The organism is Ventrimonas faecis (assembly GCF_040096075.1).
In the GTDB taxonomy this organism is placed as follows: domain Bacteria; phylum Bacillota; class Clostridia; order Lachnospirales; family Lachnospiraceae; genus Brotaphodocola; species Brotaphodocola faecis.
On the sequence record NZ_JBBMFJ010000016.1, the window covers coordinates 38467 to 54992 of the forward strand.

17 protein-coding genes and 1 pseudogene are annotated in these 16526 nt (G+C 47.9%); 16 read left to right on the top strand and 2 right to left on the bottom strand.

The features are described 5' to 3' along the window. Positions 1-170: 170 nt before the first annotated feature. The gene (locus tag WMO41_RS08785) at positions 171-362 is read right to left on the bottom strand and encodes a DUF6444 domain-containing protein (protein WP_349229431.1); all 192 of its coding nucleotides are present in this window, start codon (positions 360-362) and stop codon (positions 171-173) included. A 380-nt stretch (positions 363-742) separates the two neighbouring features. On the opposite strand from WMO41_RS08785, the gene rbsK reads away from it, so the two are divergent. From rbsK to rsmA, 16 genes and pseudogenes are all read left to right on the top strand, one after another. Continuing rightward, positions 743-1669: a ribokinase gene (rbsK, locus tag WMO41_RS08790; RefSeq protein ID WP_349229432.1), complete on the top strand. Its 927-nt coding sequence runs from the start codon at positions 743-745 to the stop codon at positions 1667-1669. A gap of 35 nt (positions 1670-1704) precedes the next feature. Then, a pseudogene (locus WMO41_RS16075) lies at positions 1705-1761 on the top strand (LacI family DNA-binding transcriptional regulator); the annotation flags it as partial. A 151-nt stretch (positions 1762-1912) separates the two neighbouring features. Further along, the gene (locus WMO41_RS08795; RefSeq protein WP_349229433.1) at positions 1913-2719 is read left to right on the top strand and encodes a LacI family DNA-binding transcriptional regulator; all 807 of its coding nucleotides are present in this window, start codon (positions 1913-1915) and stop codon (positions 2717-2719) included. A 19-nt stretch (positions 2720-2738) separates the two neighbouring features. Beyond that, entirely contained in the window at positions 2739-4223 is a 1485-nt protein-coding gene (locus tag WMO41_RS08800; protein ID WP_349229434.1) for a YjjI family glycine radical enzyme, read from the top strand. Further along, positions 4216-5049 (top strand): YjjW family glycine radical enzyme activase, encoded by an 834-nt coding sequence (locus WMO41_RS08805; protein WP_349229435.1) that lies wholly within the window; start codon positions 4216-4218, stop codon positions 5047-5049. Before WMO41_RS08800 ends, WMO41_RS08805 begins: the two co-directional genes overlap by 8 nt. Beyond that, positions 5046-6389, top strand: coding sequence for an amidohydrolase family protein (locus tag WMO41_RS08810; protein WP_349229436.1), 1344 nt, complete (start codon positions 5046-5048; stop codon positions 6387-6389). The genes WMO41_RS08805 and WMO41_RS08810 overlap by 4 nt, the downstream gene beginning before the upstream one ends. A gap of 1 nt (position 6390) precedes the next feature. Then, positions 6391-7365, top strand: a complete 975-nt coding sequence (locus WMO41_RS08815; RefSeq protein ID WP_349229437.1) for a nucleoside hydrolase — start codon at positions 6391-6393, stop codon at positions 7363-7365. A gap of 23 nt (positions 7366-7388) precedes the next feature. Continuing rightward, complete coding sequence (locus tag WMO41_RS08820) at positions 7389-7862, top strand: nucleoside 2-deoxyribosyltransferase (protein ID WP_349229438.1); 474 nt, start codon at positions 7389-7391, stop codon at positions 7860-7862. Further along, entirely contained in the window at positions 7862-9385 is a 1524-nt protein-coding gene (locus WMO41_RS08825; RefSeq protein WP_349229439.1) for an ABC transporter ATP-binding protein, read from the top strand. Before WMO41_RS08820 ends, WMO41_RS08825 begins: the two co-directional genes overlap by 1 nt. A 3-nt stretch (positions 9386-9388) precedes the next feature. Next, positions 9389-10489 (top strand): ABC transporter permease, encoded by a 1101-nt coding sequence (locus WMO41_RS08830; RefSeq protein ID WP_349229440.1) that lies wholly within the window; start codon positions 9389-9391, stop codon positions 10487-10489. Then, on the top strand, positions 10486-11427 hold the full coding sequence (locus WMO41_RS08835; RefSeq protein ID WP_349229441.1) for an ABC transporter permease: 942 nt from the start codon (positions 10486-10488) through the stop codon (positions 11425-11427). Before WMO41_RS08830 ends, WMO41_RS08835 begins: the two co-directional genes overlap by 4 nt. Positions 11428-11457: 30 nt before the next feature. Continuing rightward, on the top strand, positions 11458-12045 hold the full coding sequence (locus WMO41_RS08840; protein ID WP_349229442.1) for a hypothetical protein: 588 nt from the start codon (positions 11458-11460) through the stop codon (positions 12043-12045). A 1-nt stretch (position 12046) separates the two neighbouring features. Continuing rightward, on the top strand, positions 12047-13195 hold the full coding sequence (locus WMO41_RS08845; protein ID WP_349229443.1) for a BMP family ABC transporter substrate-binding protein: 1149 nt from the start codon (positions 12047-12049) through the stop codon (positions 13193-13195). Between the two features lie 337 nt (positions 13196-13532). Next, positions 13533-13775 (top strand): hypothetical protein, encoded by a 243-nt coding sequence (locus WMO41_RS08850; RefSeq protein ID WP_349229444.1) that lies wholly within the window; start codon positions 13533-13535, stop codon positions 13773-13775. Positions 13776-13813: 38 nt separating this feature from the next. Next, complete coding sequence (locus WMO41_RS08855; protein ID WP_349229465.1) at positions 13814-14584, top strand: TatD family hydrolase; 771 nt, start codon at positions 13814-13816, stop codon at positions 14582-14584. A 66-nt stretch (positions 14585-14650) separates the two neighbouring features. Continuing rightward, on the top strand, positions 14651-15523 hold the full coding sequence (gene rsmA, locus WMO41_RS08860) for a 16S rRNA (adenine(1518)-N(6)/adenine(1519)-N(6))-dimethyltransferase RsmA (protein ID WP_349229445.1): 873 nt from the start codon (positions 14651-14653) through the stop codon (positions 15521-15523). A 57-nt stretch (positions 15524-15580) separates the two neighbouring features. On the opposite strand, the gene WMO41_RS08865 is transcribed toward rsmA, so the two are convergent. Then, a complete protein-coding gene (locus WMO41_RS08865; RefSeq protein WP_349229446.1) occupies positions 15581-16477 on the bottom strand; it encodes a LysR family transcriptional regulator in 897 nt (298 codons plus the stop codon). Positions 16478-16526: the final 49 nt, after the last annotated feature.

A 16526-nucleotide genomic window follows, 5' to 3' on the forward strand; every position in this document is an offset into this window, starting at 1 on the left:
ATTAGTTCACGGCAACCTCTGACAATCTGAGAAAAATAGGTTATCCACAACCTAATAGTTCTTATTACAGCAATATATTCAGTTTTCAATGTGTATATCAGAAAAATGGGGTAACTAAAAATTCCCTTTTGACTACCTAATCGTTATATAAGTTAACAGTTTTTTTAATGCTAAGCTGGTTTTGAACTGTTTTTTGAGTTTTTGTTGATCTGCTCTTGAAGTTCCTTGATGGTCTGTTGGAGTGAATCCACTGTAGCATTTAACCGGGCAAGCGGTTCAATCATTGCTGTGTTCTGAGCACGTAAATCTGCATTTTGTTCAAGTAGATTCTGAACCAGTTCAGCTGTAATGTTTATTGGCATACAGACCACCTTCCTTCCATGAATTTGATGGTTTAAGTATACCAAATTGGAGCACAAAACGCGAATCAGCAGTCAAATACGTATGGCAAAAATGACGGTGGATAACTGTTATTATTCCAAGCTGTAGTGTGGCCAAATATCATGGGGAGAGACACAGAAGTCCATAATATCATGCGATGGAAGAAGGTAATCCACAAATCAAAGAAACTCGCTGAATTTACATGTTGGTTATCCACCAACAACACCAGCTTAATCGAAAACAGACAATTTCAAATTCTCTGTTTTTCACAAAATATTATGGGCCTGTAATCAGAGGTCCTGAATAGTTACGTTATAAATAAAATATGAAAACGTTTACCTATTTTAAATGAGGGTGCGCAATGAGCAAAAAAGTGATTGTGTTTGGAAGTTTTGTAGTAGATCTGATGGGAAGAACACCCCATTTGCCGGCATCGGGTGAGACGGTGAAGGGCAGTATGTTTCGAATGGGGCCTGGGGGCAAAGGATTTAATCAGGGAGCCGCGGCTCATAAAGCAGGCGCGAATGTGACCATGGTGACCAAGCTAGGGCGGGATGCTTTTGGACAAGTGGCGCAGGATACGATGCAGGAACTTGGAATGAGCTCGGAATATTTACTTTTTTCGGAGGACACAGAGACCGGATGCGCTCTGATTATGGTGGATGAGAACACCAGCCAGAATAAGATTGTGGTGATATCGGGAGCGTGTGGTACAATTACCAATGAAGATGTGGAACGCCTAGCACCGCTAATGGATGGAGCAGAGTATCTGCTTACCCAGTTGGAGACTAATATTTCTTCAATTGATCGTGCAGTTCGTTTAGCTTATGAAAAAGGGGTAAAAGTGATTCTAAATCCAGCCCCAGTACAGCCGGTAAAGGATGTGCTTTTATCTATGGTTGATCTGGTTACGCCTAATGAGGTGGAAGCGGAGATTATGACAGGTATTCCGGTGTCTGATAAAGCGGCAGCAGACCAAGCGGCGAAGTGGTTTATGGATCGTGGTGTGAAAAAAGTGCTGATTACGTTAGGAAGCCGCGGTGTCTACATTCACGACGGCATAAAGAGCGGAATTCTTCCAGCATACCGAGTAAAGGCGCTGGATACCACCGGGGCAGGTGATGCATTTAACGGAGGGCTTCTTACAGCACTTTCTGAGGGAAAAGATCTATGGGAAGCGGCGGTTTTTGCAAATGCGCTGGCAGCACTGTCTGTGCAGAAATTGGGTACTACAGTGTCCATGCCGCTGAGAAAGGAGATTGACGCTTTTTTGGCAGAACATAAGTGAGAGAGGTGCCTATGACAATTTGCGATATCGCGAAAATGGCAGGCGTTTCGGCTACCACCGTCTCCCGTGTCATCAACAATAAAGGATATGTAAAGGCGGAAATCCGAGAGAAGATCGAAAGACTGATCCAAGAACACCATTACAGACCTAGTGCTGTGGCACGTGGTCTGATTCGTAACAATACAGAGATGATAGCAGTGATCCTGCCGGACGTGAAAGAGCCATTTTTCGTTAATATATTGAATGCCATTGATATTAGGGTGGACAATTCATGGAGTTCTGTTGTACAATACATCAGAAGATCCAGAAAAGGAGTATCAAGCTATTCTGCAGGCGCTGGATCACCGTGTACAGGGAATTCTGATGTTGCCAGTGATCGGGACAAAGCGTCGGACCGTGGAACTTCTCAAGAAGGCGGAAGAAGATGGAATTCATGTGGTTCTAATAGATCGAAATGTGCCGGACGGAGAGTTTGCTGCAGTTTTTGTGGATAATCGAAAGACTATATACGATGGTATTAGCCTATTTCTAAAAGCATGGCATGAAAAGATCGGAATTATTACCTGTCCGGAAGTTCTACGGGACGGAATGACAAGGTTGGATGGATATGTAGCCTGTCTGGCGGATGTAGGTATTGTCCTTCGAAAAGAGTACATATATCAAGGAGATTTTTCCCAAGAAAGTGGTTATCAGGCATGCTTGTATTTTCGGACACTGCCAGATCCTCCGACAGCAGTGCTGGCTACATGCAGTTCTGAGACGCTTGGATGTATCCGGTATCTGAATGAGAATGGTCTTACACCAGGTTTGGATGTAGGACTGATTGGTTTTGATGATATTTCTACTTTAAATACAATTGGTTATCCGGTGACGATGCTGGATTGTCCTATGCGTAGCATGGGAGAAGTTGCATATGAGATGCTGAATGACCGAATGAATGGCAGAACTGATGAAAAGAAATGCAAACGTGTTCTGATGGAATCGAGAATACTGATCCGCGGCAGCGAACGGCGAGGCGGCAGAAACTATGCAGGATATGGTGTGAAGTGATTAATTTAGGAGGCATCTTATGACACTGTTAGAGAAAAAGGTTCTGGCTATTCTGGCAGAGCCGCAGCTTACATATCCCCAGAGATTGAAAGAACTGGCGGCGATAGCGGAGAATATGCCGGATCCGGTGGCGCTGAGTCCCGAGGCGCAGTGGTTTGTGGATCGGGATATTGTATTTGATATGGGAGAGGGCAATGCGCCCTACCGTCCCCGTTATGTCCTTCCGGACTATGACAAATTTATGAAGCAGGGCAGCAGGTTTCTGATGTTGGACCCGCCGAAGGATATTTGGGATGCGGTATCAAATCTGCTGATTCTGTACCGTCATGTGCCGTCGGTGATTGCAGGACCGGTGTACATAGGACATATCGACCGGCTTTTGGAACCTTTTGTAAAAGATGAGGAGGAGGCCAGACATGCCATCCGGATTTTCCTCACCAATATAGACCGGACCATCGGTGATTCTTTCTGCCACGCAGACATTGGGCCTTATGATACGAAAGCGGGCCGGATTATTCTGGAACTGTCTGCCGAGATGCAGAGACCGGTTCCCAATATGTCCATGATTTACAACGAGCATACGCCGGACAATTTTGCGTGCAAGGCCATCGAGACGGGGTTGGTGACGGCGAAGCCAAGCTTTGTCAATGACGCCATGTATACGGCGGACTGGGGCAGCGATTACGCCATTGTCAGCTGCTACAACGCGCTTCCTATCGGTGGCGGCGGTCTGACGCTGGGACGTCTGAATATGAAGAAGCTGTCGGATGTCTGCGAGAGCGAGGAGCAGTTCTGGGAGATGCTGCCGAAGGCGGTAGCCGCCCAGTGTGAGCAGATGGACAAGAGGGATACATTTATATTTGAAGATGCTAAATTTATTGAAAATACGTTTCTGGCAGATGAAGGCCTGATCTGTCGTGAAAAATTTGTAGGTATGTTCGGCATGGTGGGGCTTGCTGAGTGTGTCAACCGGATTCTCGGACTGGAAAAGGCGGACGAGCGTTACGGACACGGAAAAAAGGCGGAGGAATTTGCGCTTCGCGTTCTGGATCAGATCCATGAGCAGGTGATTGCTTATAAGCCAAAATACGGAAGTTTTGCCATGCATGGCCAGGTGGGGATTTCCACCGATACCGACGTGACGCCCAATACCCGCGTACCTGTAGGCGAAGAACCGGCACTTCCCGAACATCTTCTGTTTACAGCAAAGACACAGAAGCATTTTGCAGCTGGAATCGGAGAGCTGTTCCCCTTTGAGAAAACGGCGAAGAACAATCCCATGGCGGTTCTGGACATTATCAAAGGAGCATTTAAGGAGAATATGCGCTATTTTTCCTTCTATTCCAATGATTCCGATGTGGTTCGCGTTACCGGGTACCTGGTAAAACGTTCCGATATTGAGAAATACGATGCTGGAGAGGTAAGTCTTGACGCTTCCACGGTTCTGGGAGCCGGAGCAAGCAAAGGACTGCGGATCTTTGAACGGAGTGTGCGCAATGCCTGAGCGGGGACTGGTGAACCGGATCATCCCGTTCAGTTACGTGGATGGACCCGGCAACCGCAGCGCCATCTTCTTTCAGGGATGTGATTTCCGCTGCCGGTACTGCCACAATCCGGAGACGCAGAATCTGTGTATTGCCTGCGGCGCCTGCGTGTCGGTGTGTCCGGTACAGGCTCTCAGCATGAAAGACGGTAAAGTGGTGTGGGATTCGGCTGTTTGTGTCGGGTGCGACGCCTGTATTCAGACATGCAGGAATTACAGTTCTCCTAAAGTGCGCCGGATGACGGCGGAAGAGATTCTGGAAGAGATCGGATCATCCCTTCCCTTTATTGAGGGAATTACCGTAAGCGGCGGGGAGTGTACGCGGTACCACACGTTTATCGCTGAATTGTTCCGAAAGGCGCACAGCCTGGGCAAGACTTGTTTTGTGGATACCAACGGCCAGACCGATTTTCGGCAGATGCCGGAGCTTGCAGCAGAGATGAATATGGCCATGCTGGATGTGAAGGCTTTTGACAGCGATTATCACAGGATGCTGACAGGATGCGGAAACGATGTGGTTCTGCAGAATCTTTCTTATCTGGCAGAGATTGGAAAGCTCTATGAAGTCCGAACTGTCATTGTTCCCGGATACCTGGACAATGAAGATACGGTGCGGCAGGTGAGCCGGATTCTGGCGCAGCGGCCACAGATTCGGTACAAATTAATTCAATATCGTCCATGGGGTGTACGCCCGTCCATGGATGTGGAGCCGCCGACAGCGGCTTATATGGAGAAACTTGCAACGCTGGCCCGGGCGTCCGGCGTGGAAAAGGTGGTGTGTACATGAGAGAAGTGTGTGATATTCTGATTCGAGACAGCCGGATTCTGACCGGAGACTTTACCATAAAAGAACACGTCTCGGTGGCGGTGAAGGATAAAATAATATATGCCATAGGAACACCGGAAGAACTGGATCAGCGTTTTTGCCCGGCGGAGGTGCTGGAGGCAGATGGAAATCTTCTGATGCCCGGCTTTATAGACGGTCATACCCATACCTGCCAGCAGCTTCTGCGGGGCAGGACGGCGGATGAGTACCCTATGATCTGGACCCGTTTTTTGGTTCCCTTTGAGAGTAGCCTGAGCCCTGAAGATGTACGTGTTTCGGCGCGTCTGCACTGCGTGGAGATGATCCGGGCCGGTATCACCGGTTTTGCCGATGCCGGCGGCGTCCATATGGATCAGGTAGCCGAGGCAGTGATGGAGACGGGGATGCGCGCGGCGCTCTGTCCGTCTACCATGGACATGGGCAATGTAGTCTGCGGGGAGATGAAACACTCCACCGAAGATTGTATCCGGCTGACGGAGGAACTGCACAGCCGGTATCAGGGAGCTGGGGATGGCCGGGTGGATATCTGGTTCGGCATACGGCAGTTGATGACCTGTTCAAAACAACTGATAGAAAAGATTGTGGAAAAGGCAGAGGAGTTAGACACGGGCATTCATATGCACCTGTGCGAGCATAAGGACGAGGTCAGCTTCTGCCTGCAGAATTATAAAATGCGCCCGGCTGCGTTTCTGCAGTCGGTGGGAGCGCTGAGTCCCAGGCTTCTGACGGCTCACAACGTACTTCTGACAGAGCGTGACATTACGCTCTTGGCGGACAACAGAGTGCATGTCATTCATTGTCCAATGGCGAACTTCATCAACCACGGTTTTCCCAAAATTCCTTCCATGCTGGAGCGTGGAGCGTCTATTGGAATCGGCTGCGATGGCGCATCCCATATTGCATTGGATATGTTTACACAGATTCGGGCGCTGAAGGCGGGGGTGACGGCCCAGTGGGGGCTTCCGGTATTTGATCCGGTGGCTGTACCCAACGATCAGCTTCTGCGGATGATTACTTTTGGAGGTGCCCAGGCAATCCGCCATGGAGATACGCTTGGCGTGATTGAGGAGGGAAAGACAGCGGATCTGATTGTGATGGATGTGAAGGGTCCCCATATGCGGCCGACGCAGCGGCTTCTCAATACGGTGGTTTCTTCCGGAAACAGTCATGACATTCTTCATACCATCATTGACGGAAAGCTGGTTATGAAAGATCGGCAGCTGGTGGAATTGGATGAAGAAAAGATCATTGCAGATGCAGAGCAGCATATGAGAGAAATAAACAGAAAGTCGGGGATTTGACATGAGCAAAAAGATTTTGTACAGCTGTGATACCGGCGTGGACGATGCTCTGGCGCTTGCTTATCTGGCGGCCCAGGAAGAGTGCGAGGTGGTGGGTGTTACCTGCTCCTACGGCATGAGTTATGTGGGTGACGTCTTCCGGAACACAAAGGAAGTCCTTCGGCTCTGCGGAAAGCCGGAGATTCCGATAGTTATGGGAAGTGAGACGCCACTCAGCGGGGAACATATCGATTTCAGCGGCGGCAGCAAGTTTCACGGTATGTCCGGGATCGGCGGCGTACTTCCGCCCAGCACCCCCGAAGACTGGGGAGACGCGAAGCCGGAGGATGCCACGGATTTTATTATTGAGATGATTGAGACATACGGCAAAGAACTGTATTGGGTCACAAGCGGTCCTATGACGGATATTGCGAGAGTGCTTCGGAAAGATCCGTCTGTTGCGGAAAAGGTGGGGGCGGTTTACATTATGGGAGGTGCGCTGGCCACTCCTGGAAATGTTGGGAATGTGATGGAGGTAGTGATGGAAGCCAACGTCCGTCTGGACGTGAAGGCGTGCTATGAAGTGCTGACTTCCAAACTTCCGGTAGTACTTGTGGGGCTGGATGTGACTCGCAAGACGCTGTTTACGTATGAGGATCATGAACGGTGGCATACCATCGGTACAGAGAGCGCGCTGTTCCTTTATGAGAGCCTAAAGCATTATCTGGGTGCGTACAAACAGTTCCATCCGTATTTAAACGGCTGCGGGCTTCATGATCCGCTAGCTGCGGTGGCGGCAATCCACCCCGAGATTCTCACAACGATCCCGATGCATCTGACCTGTTTTACAGAAGGGCCTCTGCGGGGGAGAACCACGGAGGATGTATGGAGATGCAATGACCCGGAATACAGCATGAAAGCAGCCATGTTTGTGGATGTGAAGGCGTTTCAAAACGAGTTTTTCGGAAAAGTGGAGGCAATGCTCCGCAATCACTAGAGGACAGACGGAGGGGACCGACGATGGATCGTATATATGTAGCGGGATTTGATGTGTTTTATCCCGATTGGCGGGAAAAACGGTATTTAGAGTACAGGGCTCTATGCGCCGGATATGGTTTTGAGATGCAGGCGCAGAAAGCGGCGCCGGATGCAGGGAAGACCCTGGGAGAACGAATTTTTCTCAAGAACATTCATTGTATCGAGATCAGTGATTATGTGGTGGCCAATGTCAATTGTTTCCGGGGCGGGGAACCGGACAGCGGCACCTGTTTTGAGATCGGATATGCGTATGCCCTTGGGAAGAAGATATACGGGTATCTGAACGATACCAGAACCATGATGGAGAAGATCGGAGGGGAGACGGATCAGGACGGCTTCCTAGTTGAAAACTTCGACCTTCCCGTGAACCTGATGCTGGGATGCAGCATGACGCTGATCCAAGGCGACTTGGAACATTGTCTGCAAGAAATTCGGAGAAGAGAGAGGAAAGGCTGATGGGACATTTGCTTGAGGTAAAAGATGTAACCAAGATCTATGAGGGCGGTGTGCTAGCCAATCACAATGTAAACTTCACCGTAGATGAGGGCGAGATTCATGCTCTTGTAGGTGAGAACGGAGCGGGAAAGAGTACGCTGATGAAGATGCTTTACGGTTTGGAGAGTATCACCTCGGGGCATATCTACATGAACGGAGAGGAGCTGAAGCTCCAGTCCAGTAAGGATGCCATCGCCCACGGCATCGGCATGGTGCATCAGCATTTTATGCTGGTGGATTCCCTGACCGGAGCGGAGAACATGATGCTGGGAATGGAAAAGACCAGTTTCGTGTCCAATAAAAAGCGGGACATTGAGATTACCAACGAAGTGGCGAAAAAGTACAATTTTGACATCGATGCATCCCGAAGAGTCCGGGATATGAGTGTGGGAATGAAACAGAAGCTGGAGATTCTGAAGATTCTTTACCGAAGCGCCAAACTGATTATTCTGGATGAGCCCACGGCGGTTCTGACGCCTCAGGAGACAGAGGAGCTGTTCGAAAAGCTTCTGGATCTGAAAAAGAGAGGCATGACCATCATTTTCATTTCTCATAAGCTGAACGAGGTAAAACGCATCAGCGACCGGATCACCGTACTCAAGGGTGGCCTAACCAAGGGAACGCATTTGACGAAGGATGTCACGGAGGAAGATATTTCCAACCTGATGGTCGGCCGGGAAATTACCTTTGATTACGACAAAGAAAAGATTACGCCGGGAGAAGAGGTTCTGAAGGTTGAAAAACTGGCGTATGTGGACAAATTTAAGATTCCCAAGCTTTCCGGTGTCAGCCTGAGTGTCCGCAGAGGCGAGATTGTGGGAATTGCAGGCGTTGAGGGCAATGGCCAGAGCGAACTGATTTCCATTATCACCGGCAATATGCGCGCCATCGACGGAAAGGTATTTTTAAACGGCAAGGATATTACCCGGGAATCGGTAACGAACATCCGCAGGATCGGTATGTCCCATGTACCGGAAGACCGTATGATGAACGGATGCGCGGCTGAAATGAGTGTGCAGGAGAATCTGACGGTTTCCAATATCGATACATTTACCAACGGCGCGGGAATGATCCTGAAGTCAAAGATCAAGGAACACTGCCAGGAACAGATCAAAGAGTTTATGATCAAAACCAGGGATGAAAACCAGCCCATCGGCAGCCTGTCCGGCGGAAATATTCAGAAAGCGATTGTGGCCAGAGAATTTAAGGCGGAAAGCGATCTGCTGGTGCTGAATCAGCCCACCCGAGGCGTGGACGTGGGTGCGATCTCCTTTATTCATTCAAAGATTTTGGAGATGCGGAGCCATAAAAAGGCAATCCTTCTGGTTTCGGCGGATCTGAATGAGCTGATCTCACTGAGCGACCGGATTCTGGTTATGCACAAGGGTAAGGTAGTGGCCGCTCTGAGAAACGAACCGAAAGTCACCGAGCAGGAGCTGGGACTTTATATGCTCGGAATCAAGAAACAGGAGGGATTGGGATAAGTCATGGAAAATAAAAAAACAAATGCTAAAAAATTTGATGTCATGAATTATTTCAGTGTCATCCGAATCGCCGCGGCGCTTCTTTTGTCCATTGTCCTGGTTTTTGTGATTATTTTCTTCGTGAGTGAGACGCCGGGACTGGCAATTCAGAAACTGATGCTGGGGCCTCTGGAGACCAAGCGCAGCTTCTTTAACGTGGTAGTGCGGGGTATTCCGCTGGTATTTACAGGTCTGGGTTTGACGCTCTGCTTAAAGAGTGGTATCTTCAACATTAGCTCCGACGCGTCTTTCTATATGGGCGCGGTGGTGGCGACGGCGATTGCTATTTCATTTCCCCTGCCCAACATTGTGCATCAGGCGGTTCTGATTATCGCAGCGGCGATTGTAGGCGGATTGATTTCCATGCTGCCGGTTATCGTCAATAAGTATACAAAAGTAAATCCGGTGGTTCTGGCGATTATGGCTAACTCCATCTTTTACTACTTGGGGCTGTCCATTGTTAGTTCCTTTTTTCTGGAGCCAAGCGGAAGCTGGGGAAGTTACAAGTTTCCGGACCATGCGCGGATGGGAACCATGATTCAGGGAACCACCCTTCACTATGGTTTTCTGGTTATGATTGCAGTGACGATTTTTGTCATTATCCTGATGAACAAGACTTCCTTCGGTTATAAGGTTCGTGTGACGGGAAGCAACCTCGATTTTGCAAAAGCATCTGGTATTAAAACCAACTTTGTGATTCTTCTGGCTCAGTTTATCGGCGGCGCAATCGCCGGCATGGGCGGTGCCATTGAGATCGTGGGCGTGTACAAGCGTTTCCGGTGGCAGTCTCAGACGAACTATGTATGGGATGGTCTGCTGATCTACATGCTGTCCAACGGCAACCCCACATATATACCGCTGACGGCATTTTTCATCGCGTACCTGCGTGTAGGAGCGGAGATCATGTCCCGCGCTACGGATCTGGATCCGGAAATCGTGACGTTTTTGCAGGGAATCATCATTTTCCTGGTGGCGTCTCAGAAATTCCTGTATTTCATTAAGCGGAGACACGATCAGAAGATGTCTCTCAAACAGGCAGAGGAGGAAGGAGGTGCAGCAGTATGATGGAGTTCTTTTTATCACCGACATTCTGGAAGACGGTGCTGGCCAGCACCACGCCGGTTATGCTGGCAACGCTGGCGGCCAATATGATGACCAAGGCGGGAATCTTCAATCTGGCGATCGAGGGAACCATGCTGATCTGTGCGCTGACCGGAGTCGTTGTCAGTGCCTTCACTCAGAATCTTTGGATCGGCTGTATTGCGGCGGTGGCTATGGGGATTCTGGTATCCTTTATATTCGGGTATTTCTCCCTGATTATGAAGGGAGCAATGAACGCCTGCGGCGTGGCCATGAACCTGATCGCTACCGGCGGAACCGTATTTGTTCTGGTAATGCTGACGGGCAGCAAGGCCAACTCAAGCGCGCTCAAGAGTCTTACGTTCCCGGTTGTGGATATTCCTGTTATTAAAGATATTCCGGTTTTTGGAACCATTATTTCCGGACAGAACATGGTTACTTATATTGGATGGGCAATTGTGGTTCTGACGGCATGGATGCTCTATAAAACCAAGCTGGGCATCAACATCCGGGCAGTTGGCGAGAATCCTGCGGCAGCCAAAGCATCCGGTATCAACGTAATCTGGCATCAGTTTGTGGCTCTGGCGATCTGCGGTGTGTCCTGTTCCTTCGGTGGCATGTATCTATCCATGGGAGCGCTTCGCTCCTTTACTACGGGCATGGTTGCTGGAAGAGGATATATGTCTCTTGCTATGGATGCCATGAGTCAGGGCAATCCGGTGATCGGATGTTTAAGCTCTCTGCTTTACGGATTTTCCGATACAATTACTGTGTATCTTCAGCTTTACAGCAAGATCGATCTGAAGCTGATCGAGGCGTTCCCGTATCTGTTCATCATCGTTGTCCTTGTGATTATCCAGGGCATCCGCAAGATGGTGGCCCACAGAAAAGAAAAGCTTGCAAGCCTGAATCAGGCAGCATGATAAATCACCTACATTAAAGGAGGAGAAAAAATGGCTCAGGAATATTATGATCCGTGGTCAAACACAAAAACAATCAATGGACTGGAAGCAGACCTCGTAATTTCAGCTCTGCAGAAGTGCATCCGCCGGGGAGAGGAGGATACGGCTCTCCGCATGGCATATGAGCTGTATATGACTTCCACTTTCCATGAGGAGAAGATGTGGAACCGTCTTCTTGTTATCCCGGTAGAGGATATTGGTTTCGGCAATGTAGAGGCGGCTGCGGTTGTAAAGAACCTGTATGATCTGCACAAAGAATTCCCTTATAAAGACGGGGATCGGCCGATTTTCTTTATGTTTGCAATCCGCTATCTGTGCAAGTGCCAGAAAGAGCGTTCTACCGACCATATCAAGAACATTATCATGAAGGAATTTGATGCCGGATACGTTCCGGAGATTCCGGATTATGCGATTGATATGCACACCATTCAGGGTCGCGCAAGAGGCAGAGATGTATTTTATTTCTTGGATGAGGCAAGTAAAGTTCAGCCGCTTTGGGAGGAATACGATGATTCATATCGCCTAAAGCTCTATGATATTTGCAAAAAAGAAGCTGAGCAGAACAAGGAGGAAAAGTAACATGAAAAAGATGAACAGAGTTGCAGCGGCTGGCATGGCCGCAATACTGGCCGCAAGTGCGCTGACTGCATGCAGCAGCGGCAACAAACCCTCTGAGACACAGGCACCAGAGCAGACTGAGGTAGCGAAAGAAACCGATGCTCCTGTAGCAGATAATGGCGAACTGAAAGAAGTTTACGTATTTATCCGTGACAGAGGTGATCTGTCTTACTGGGACAGCATGGCTGAAGGTGCAGACCGTTCAGTTACCGATTATGCAGACAGAGCGAATGTGCATGTGGTAGAGACAACTGCAGATTTGCAAGCAAATCTGCAGGCTATGTATGAGGCGGCTGACGCAGGTGCAGACCTGATTATTACTGCTTCCGACTTTAAGGATAACCTAGTAGAAGTTGCTAATGAATTCCCAGACATCGCTTTCACTATCATCAGCGAGGATGTAATTGATCAGTGCGAAAATGGTAACGCATATGGCGTTGACTTCGCTACCAGCCAGGCAGCTTACCTAGGCGGTATCGTAGCAGCAGATCTGGCAAAGAGCGGTGTAATTGGCTTCATCGGTGGCATGGACGAGTCCTTGGTAATTCAGGAATTCTTGTGGGGCTACATTCAGGGTGCAAAGGCTTACAATCCTGACATCAAGATCGTTTACAATTATGTAGGTGCATGGAATGATCCAGATACAGCTAAGACGCAAGCTATGACACAGTATAACGATGCCAAAGCAGACGTTATCTTCGCATGTGCAGGTGGATCCGGCAACGGTGTTCACAATGCGGCAGGTGAAGCAGACAAGTATGTGATCGGTGTTGACAGTGACCAGTCTTTACTGTATGCAGACGACGAGACAATTCAGTCTAAGTTCGCTACATCTGTCGTGAAAGAGGTAGGAAACGCAGTTTATAACGTGATTGGCGAGTGGCTGGATAACGGTGAGCTTCCTTACGGCGAGTACGAGATCCTTGGTCTCGCTGATGGAGCAGTAGGCATCGTAGAAGGCGATGTTTTAAACGGTTTACTTTCTGACGAGGGAAAAGCTGCTCTGGAAGCTGCAAAGGCCGGTATCGCTGATGGTTCTGTAGAGGTAAAAAGCGCTCTTGGTAAAAGCCAGGATGAAGTTAAAGCATTCATCAACGAGAACTGTCAGTAATTCGTGTGTAATGTCTTAACTGAACATCGAGCCTGACAGCTTGGATCAAGCTGCCAGGCCACGTGGGGGACTTAATGATTTCCACGTCGTTATGGGTATCTTAACTGGATACCGAGGCTGACAACCAGCAGAAAACTCTTTTTATAAAAACTTTGAGGAGTGTGTTTTATCACACTCCTCTTTATGTATGGGGGATGAATCTTCTGTGTATGAAAAGACTTCCGGAACGTAAGTGATGAATAATCCACCTTGAACCAATATGCTGAAAAAACATTTAAAACAGGAAATGACGGGCTGCAGCTGATAGAGTGCATGGTATATTGGCGGGAAGAAACGAATGAAAGAAACGCAGAGGAATGATTTTTTTGGAACGGGCAAAGAAAGCATGTTCCTGACAATTCTGCGGCAGGTTGTTTTATTTGTTCCGCTGGCCTGGATATTTGGAAACATATGGGGCCTGTCTGCAATCTGGTATACCTTTCCTGCAACAGAGCTTTTTACAACGGCTGCGGGCTTTCTGATATGCAGAAAAGTATTGAAAAACTCCTTTCCATTTTGTATAAAAGAGGTAAAAGAATAATTGATGATACAATATGGAAAAGAGGATATACAGTTATGATGATTTTTGATACCCATGCCCATTACGATGATGAGGCATTTAACGAGGACCGGGACGCGGTCTTAAAGAGTCTTGCGGAACACGGCATTGAAGCCGTGGTAAACGTGGGCGCCAGCATCCAGACGACGAAAAATACGCTGGAGCTGATGAAAAAGTATCCGTTTGTATACGGTGCAGTCGGCGTGCATCCAAGCGAGACTGCAGAACTGAACGACCATCTTTTTGACTGGCTGCGCCATGTTTCGGAAGAGAAAAAGGTGGTAGCGATTGGTGAGATCGGCCTGGATTACCACTGGGATGAGCCGGAACCGGAGCTTCAGAAAACGTGGTTTGTGCGTCAGCTGGGACTGGCCAGGGAGAAGAAGCTTCCGGTCATCATTCACAGCCGTGACGCGGCAAAAGATACCCTGGATATTATGAAAGCAGAAAAGACGGGAGAGATCGGCGGTGTGATCCACTGTTTCTCTTACAGCCTGGAGATGGCAAAAGAGTACCTGAATATGGGATTTTATCTGGGAATCGGCGGGGTGCTGACCTTTAATAACGCGAAAAAGTTAAAAGAGGTGGTTGCTTACATGCCCCTTGACCGGATCGTGTTAGAGACAGACTGTCCGTACCTTTCTCCGGTGCCAAACCGCGGAAAGCGCAATTCTTCATTGAATCTGCCCTATGTGGTGGAAGAAATCAGCAGAATCAAAGATGTGCCGGCAGAACAGATCATTGAGATAACGAACCGGAATGCAAAACAGATGTATCGGCTTTCATTGTAATCGAAAAAATTGTGTGATAAGATAAGATGCAATACAAGTAAACAGCCGAAACAGGAGAATTATAGAATGAGAGAAAAACTTGGCAACCCGAAGAATACCATCGAGGTGATCCAGAAATACCAGTTTGCTTTCCAGAAGAAGTTCGGACAGAACTTTCTGATCGATCCCCACGTACTGGATAAGATCATTGGGGCAGCAGGCGTGACAAAAGAGGATATGGTGCTGGAAATCGGCCCGGGTATCGGAACCATGACCCAGTATCTGGCTGAGGCAGCCAGAGAGGTGGTTGCGGTAGAGATTGACAACAACCTGATCCCGATTCTGAAGGAGACTCTGGCAGAATATGACAATGTTACTGTGATCAACGAGGATATTTTAAAGGTTGACATAAAAAAACTGACAGAGGAACACAATGGCGGACGCCCCATCAAGGTCGTAGCAAACCTGCCGTATTACATTACCACACCGATCATCATGGGACTGTTTGAAAGCAATGTGCCGATCGACAACATTACGGTTATGGTGCAGAAAGAGGTGGCAGACCGCATGCAGGTGGGACCGGGCTCCAAAGATTACGGCGCGCTGTCCCTGGCAGTCCAGTATTATGCTGAGCCGTATATTGTGGCAAACGTTCCGCCGAACTGCTTCATTCCGCGTCCGAATGTAGGCTCCGCGGTCATTCGTCTGACCCGTCACAAAGAGATGCCGGTTCAGGTGGCAGATCCGAAGCTGATGTTCCGCCTCATCCGCGCTTCCTTCAACCAGCGCAGAAAGACTCTGCAGAATGGCCTGAACAATGCGCCGGATGTTTCCTTTACCAAGGAGCAGATCATGGCAGCCATTGAAAGCCTGGGCGTACCAGCCACCATCCGCGGCGAGGCACTGGACTTACAGCAGTTTGCGCAGCTGGCAAATTATTTTACGGAAAACTGTAAATAGTACAGAGTTTTTTGAATGGAACTGGGCAGAATTCATCAGGATTCTGCCCAGTTATTTTTATAATGTCTTTAATTCTTTTATTATAAAATCATATAAAACCTTGACGCATGCGGCCATTGGCCGATTTTTTGCTCTAGCCAGATAAATTTTTCTGTAGGCTTTTTCATCATCAATTTTTATTTTTTTCAGATTATAAATATTTAAAACATCCAAATCAGGTACGATGGCACTGCATTCAGCAACTCCTGCAGAAATAAAACCAGCTATGGTCATTTCTTCCTGTAAGCGAAGATATACATTGGGGGTTAGATTGTATTTAAGAAATAAGTTCGTGATGATGGTTTGTATTTCACCAATTTGGTTTGTGTATTGTATGATGGGGTAGCTTGCAATTTGATGAATAGATACACAATCAAACCTCGCAAGCGGATGATGCTGTGGAACGATACAAACAAGGTTTTGCTTAAAAAGAGGAGTAAACTCAATTTCTGGATTATCCTCAATATACGTACACAAGGCAAGGTCTAATTTTCCATTTATGATATTTTGAATACTGTCAGCCGAGGTGCTTTGATACAAATTAACGGCGATTTGTTCGTGCTCCCGTATGGTATGAAATGATTTAATAAGATTTGGTACTAATTGATATCCCAAAATAAACAGAAATCCAAAATCTACAAAACCATGTTCTTTGTTGTTAAATTCGCTGAGTGTCCGATTCCCTATCTCAAGAGAAGAAAATCCGTCAGAAGTATATCGGTAAAGAAGTTTTCCATATTTGCTGAGTTTTACATTTCTTCCATCTTTCTCAAACAGTTTAACCCCATATTCCTTTTCGAGACTGGAAATAGCATGACTGAGGCTTGGCTGAGTAATATAAAGATATTCAGCCGCTTTGGTGTAGTGCTGAAATCTGGCTAAAACATTAAAATAATATAGATTATTCATGTTCATAGTGCAGTCTCCTTTTAGTAAAAATCACATCCATTATATCATATAACAA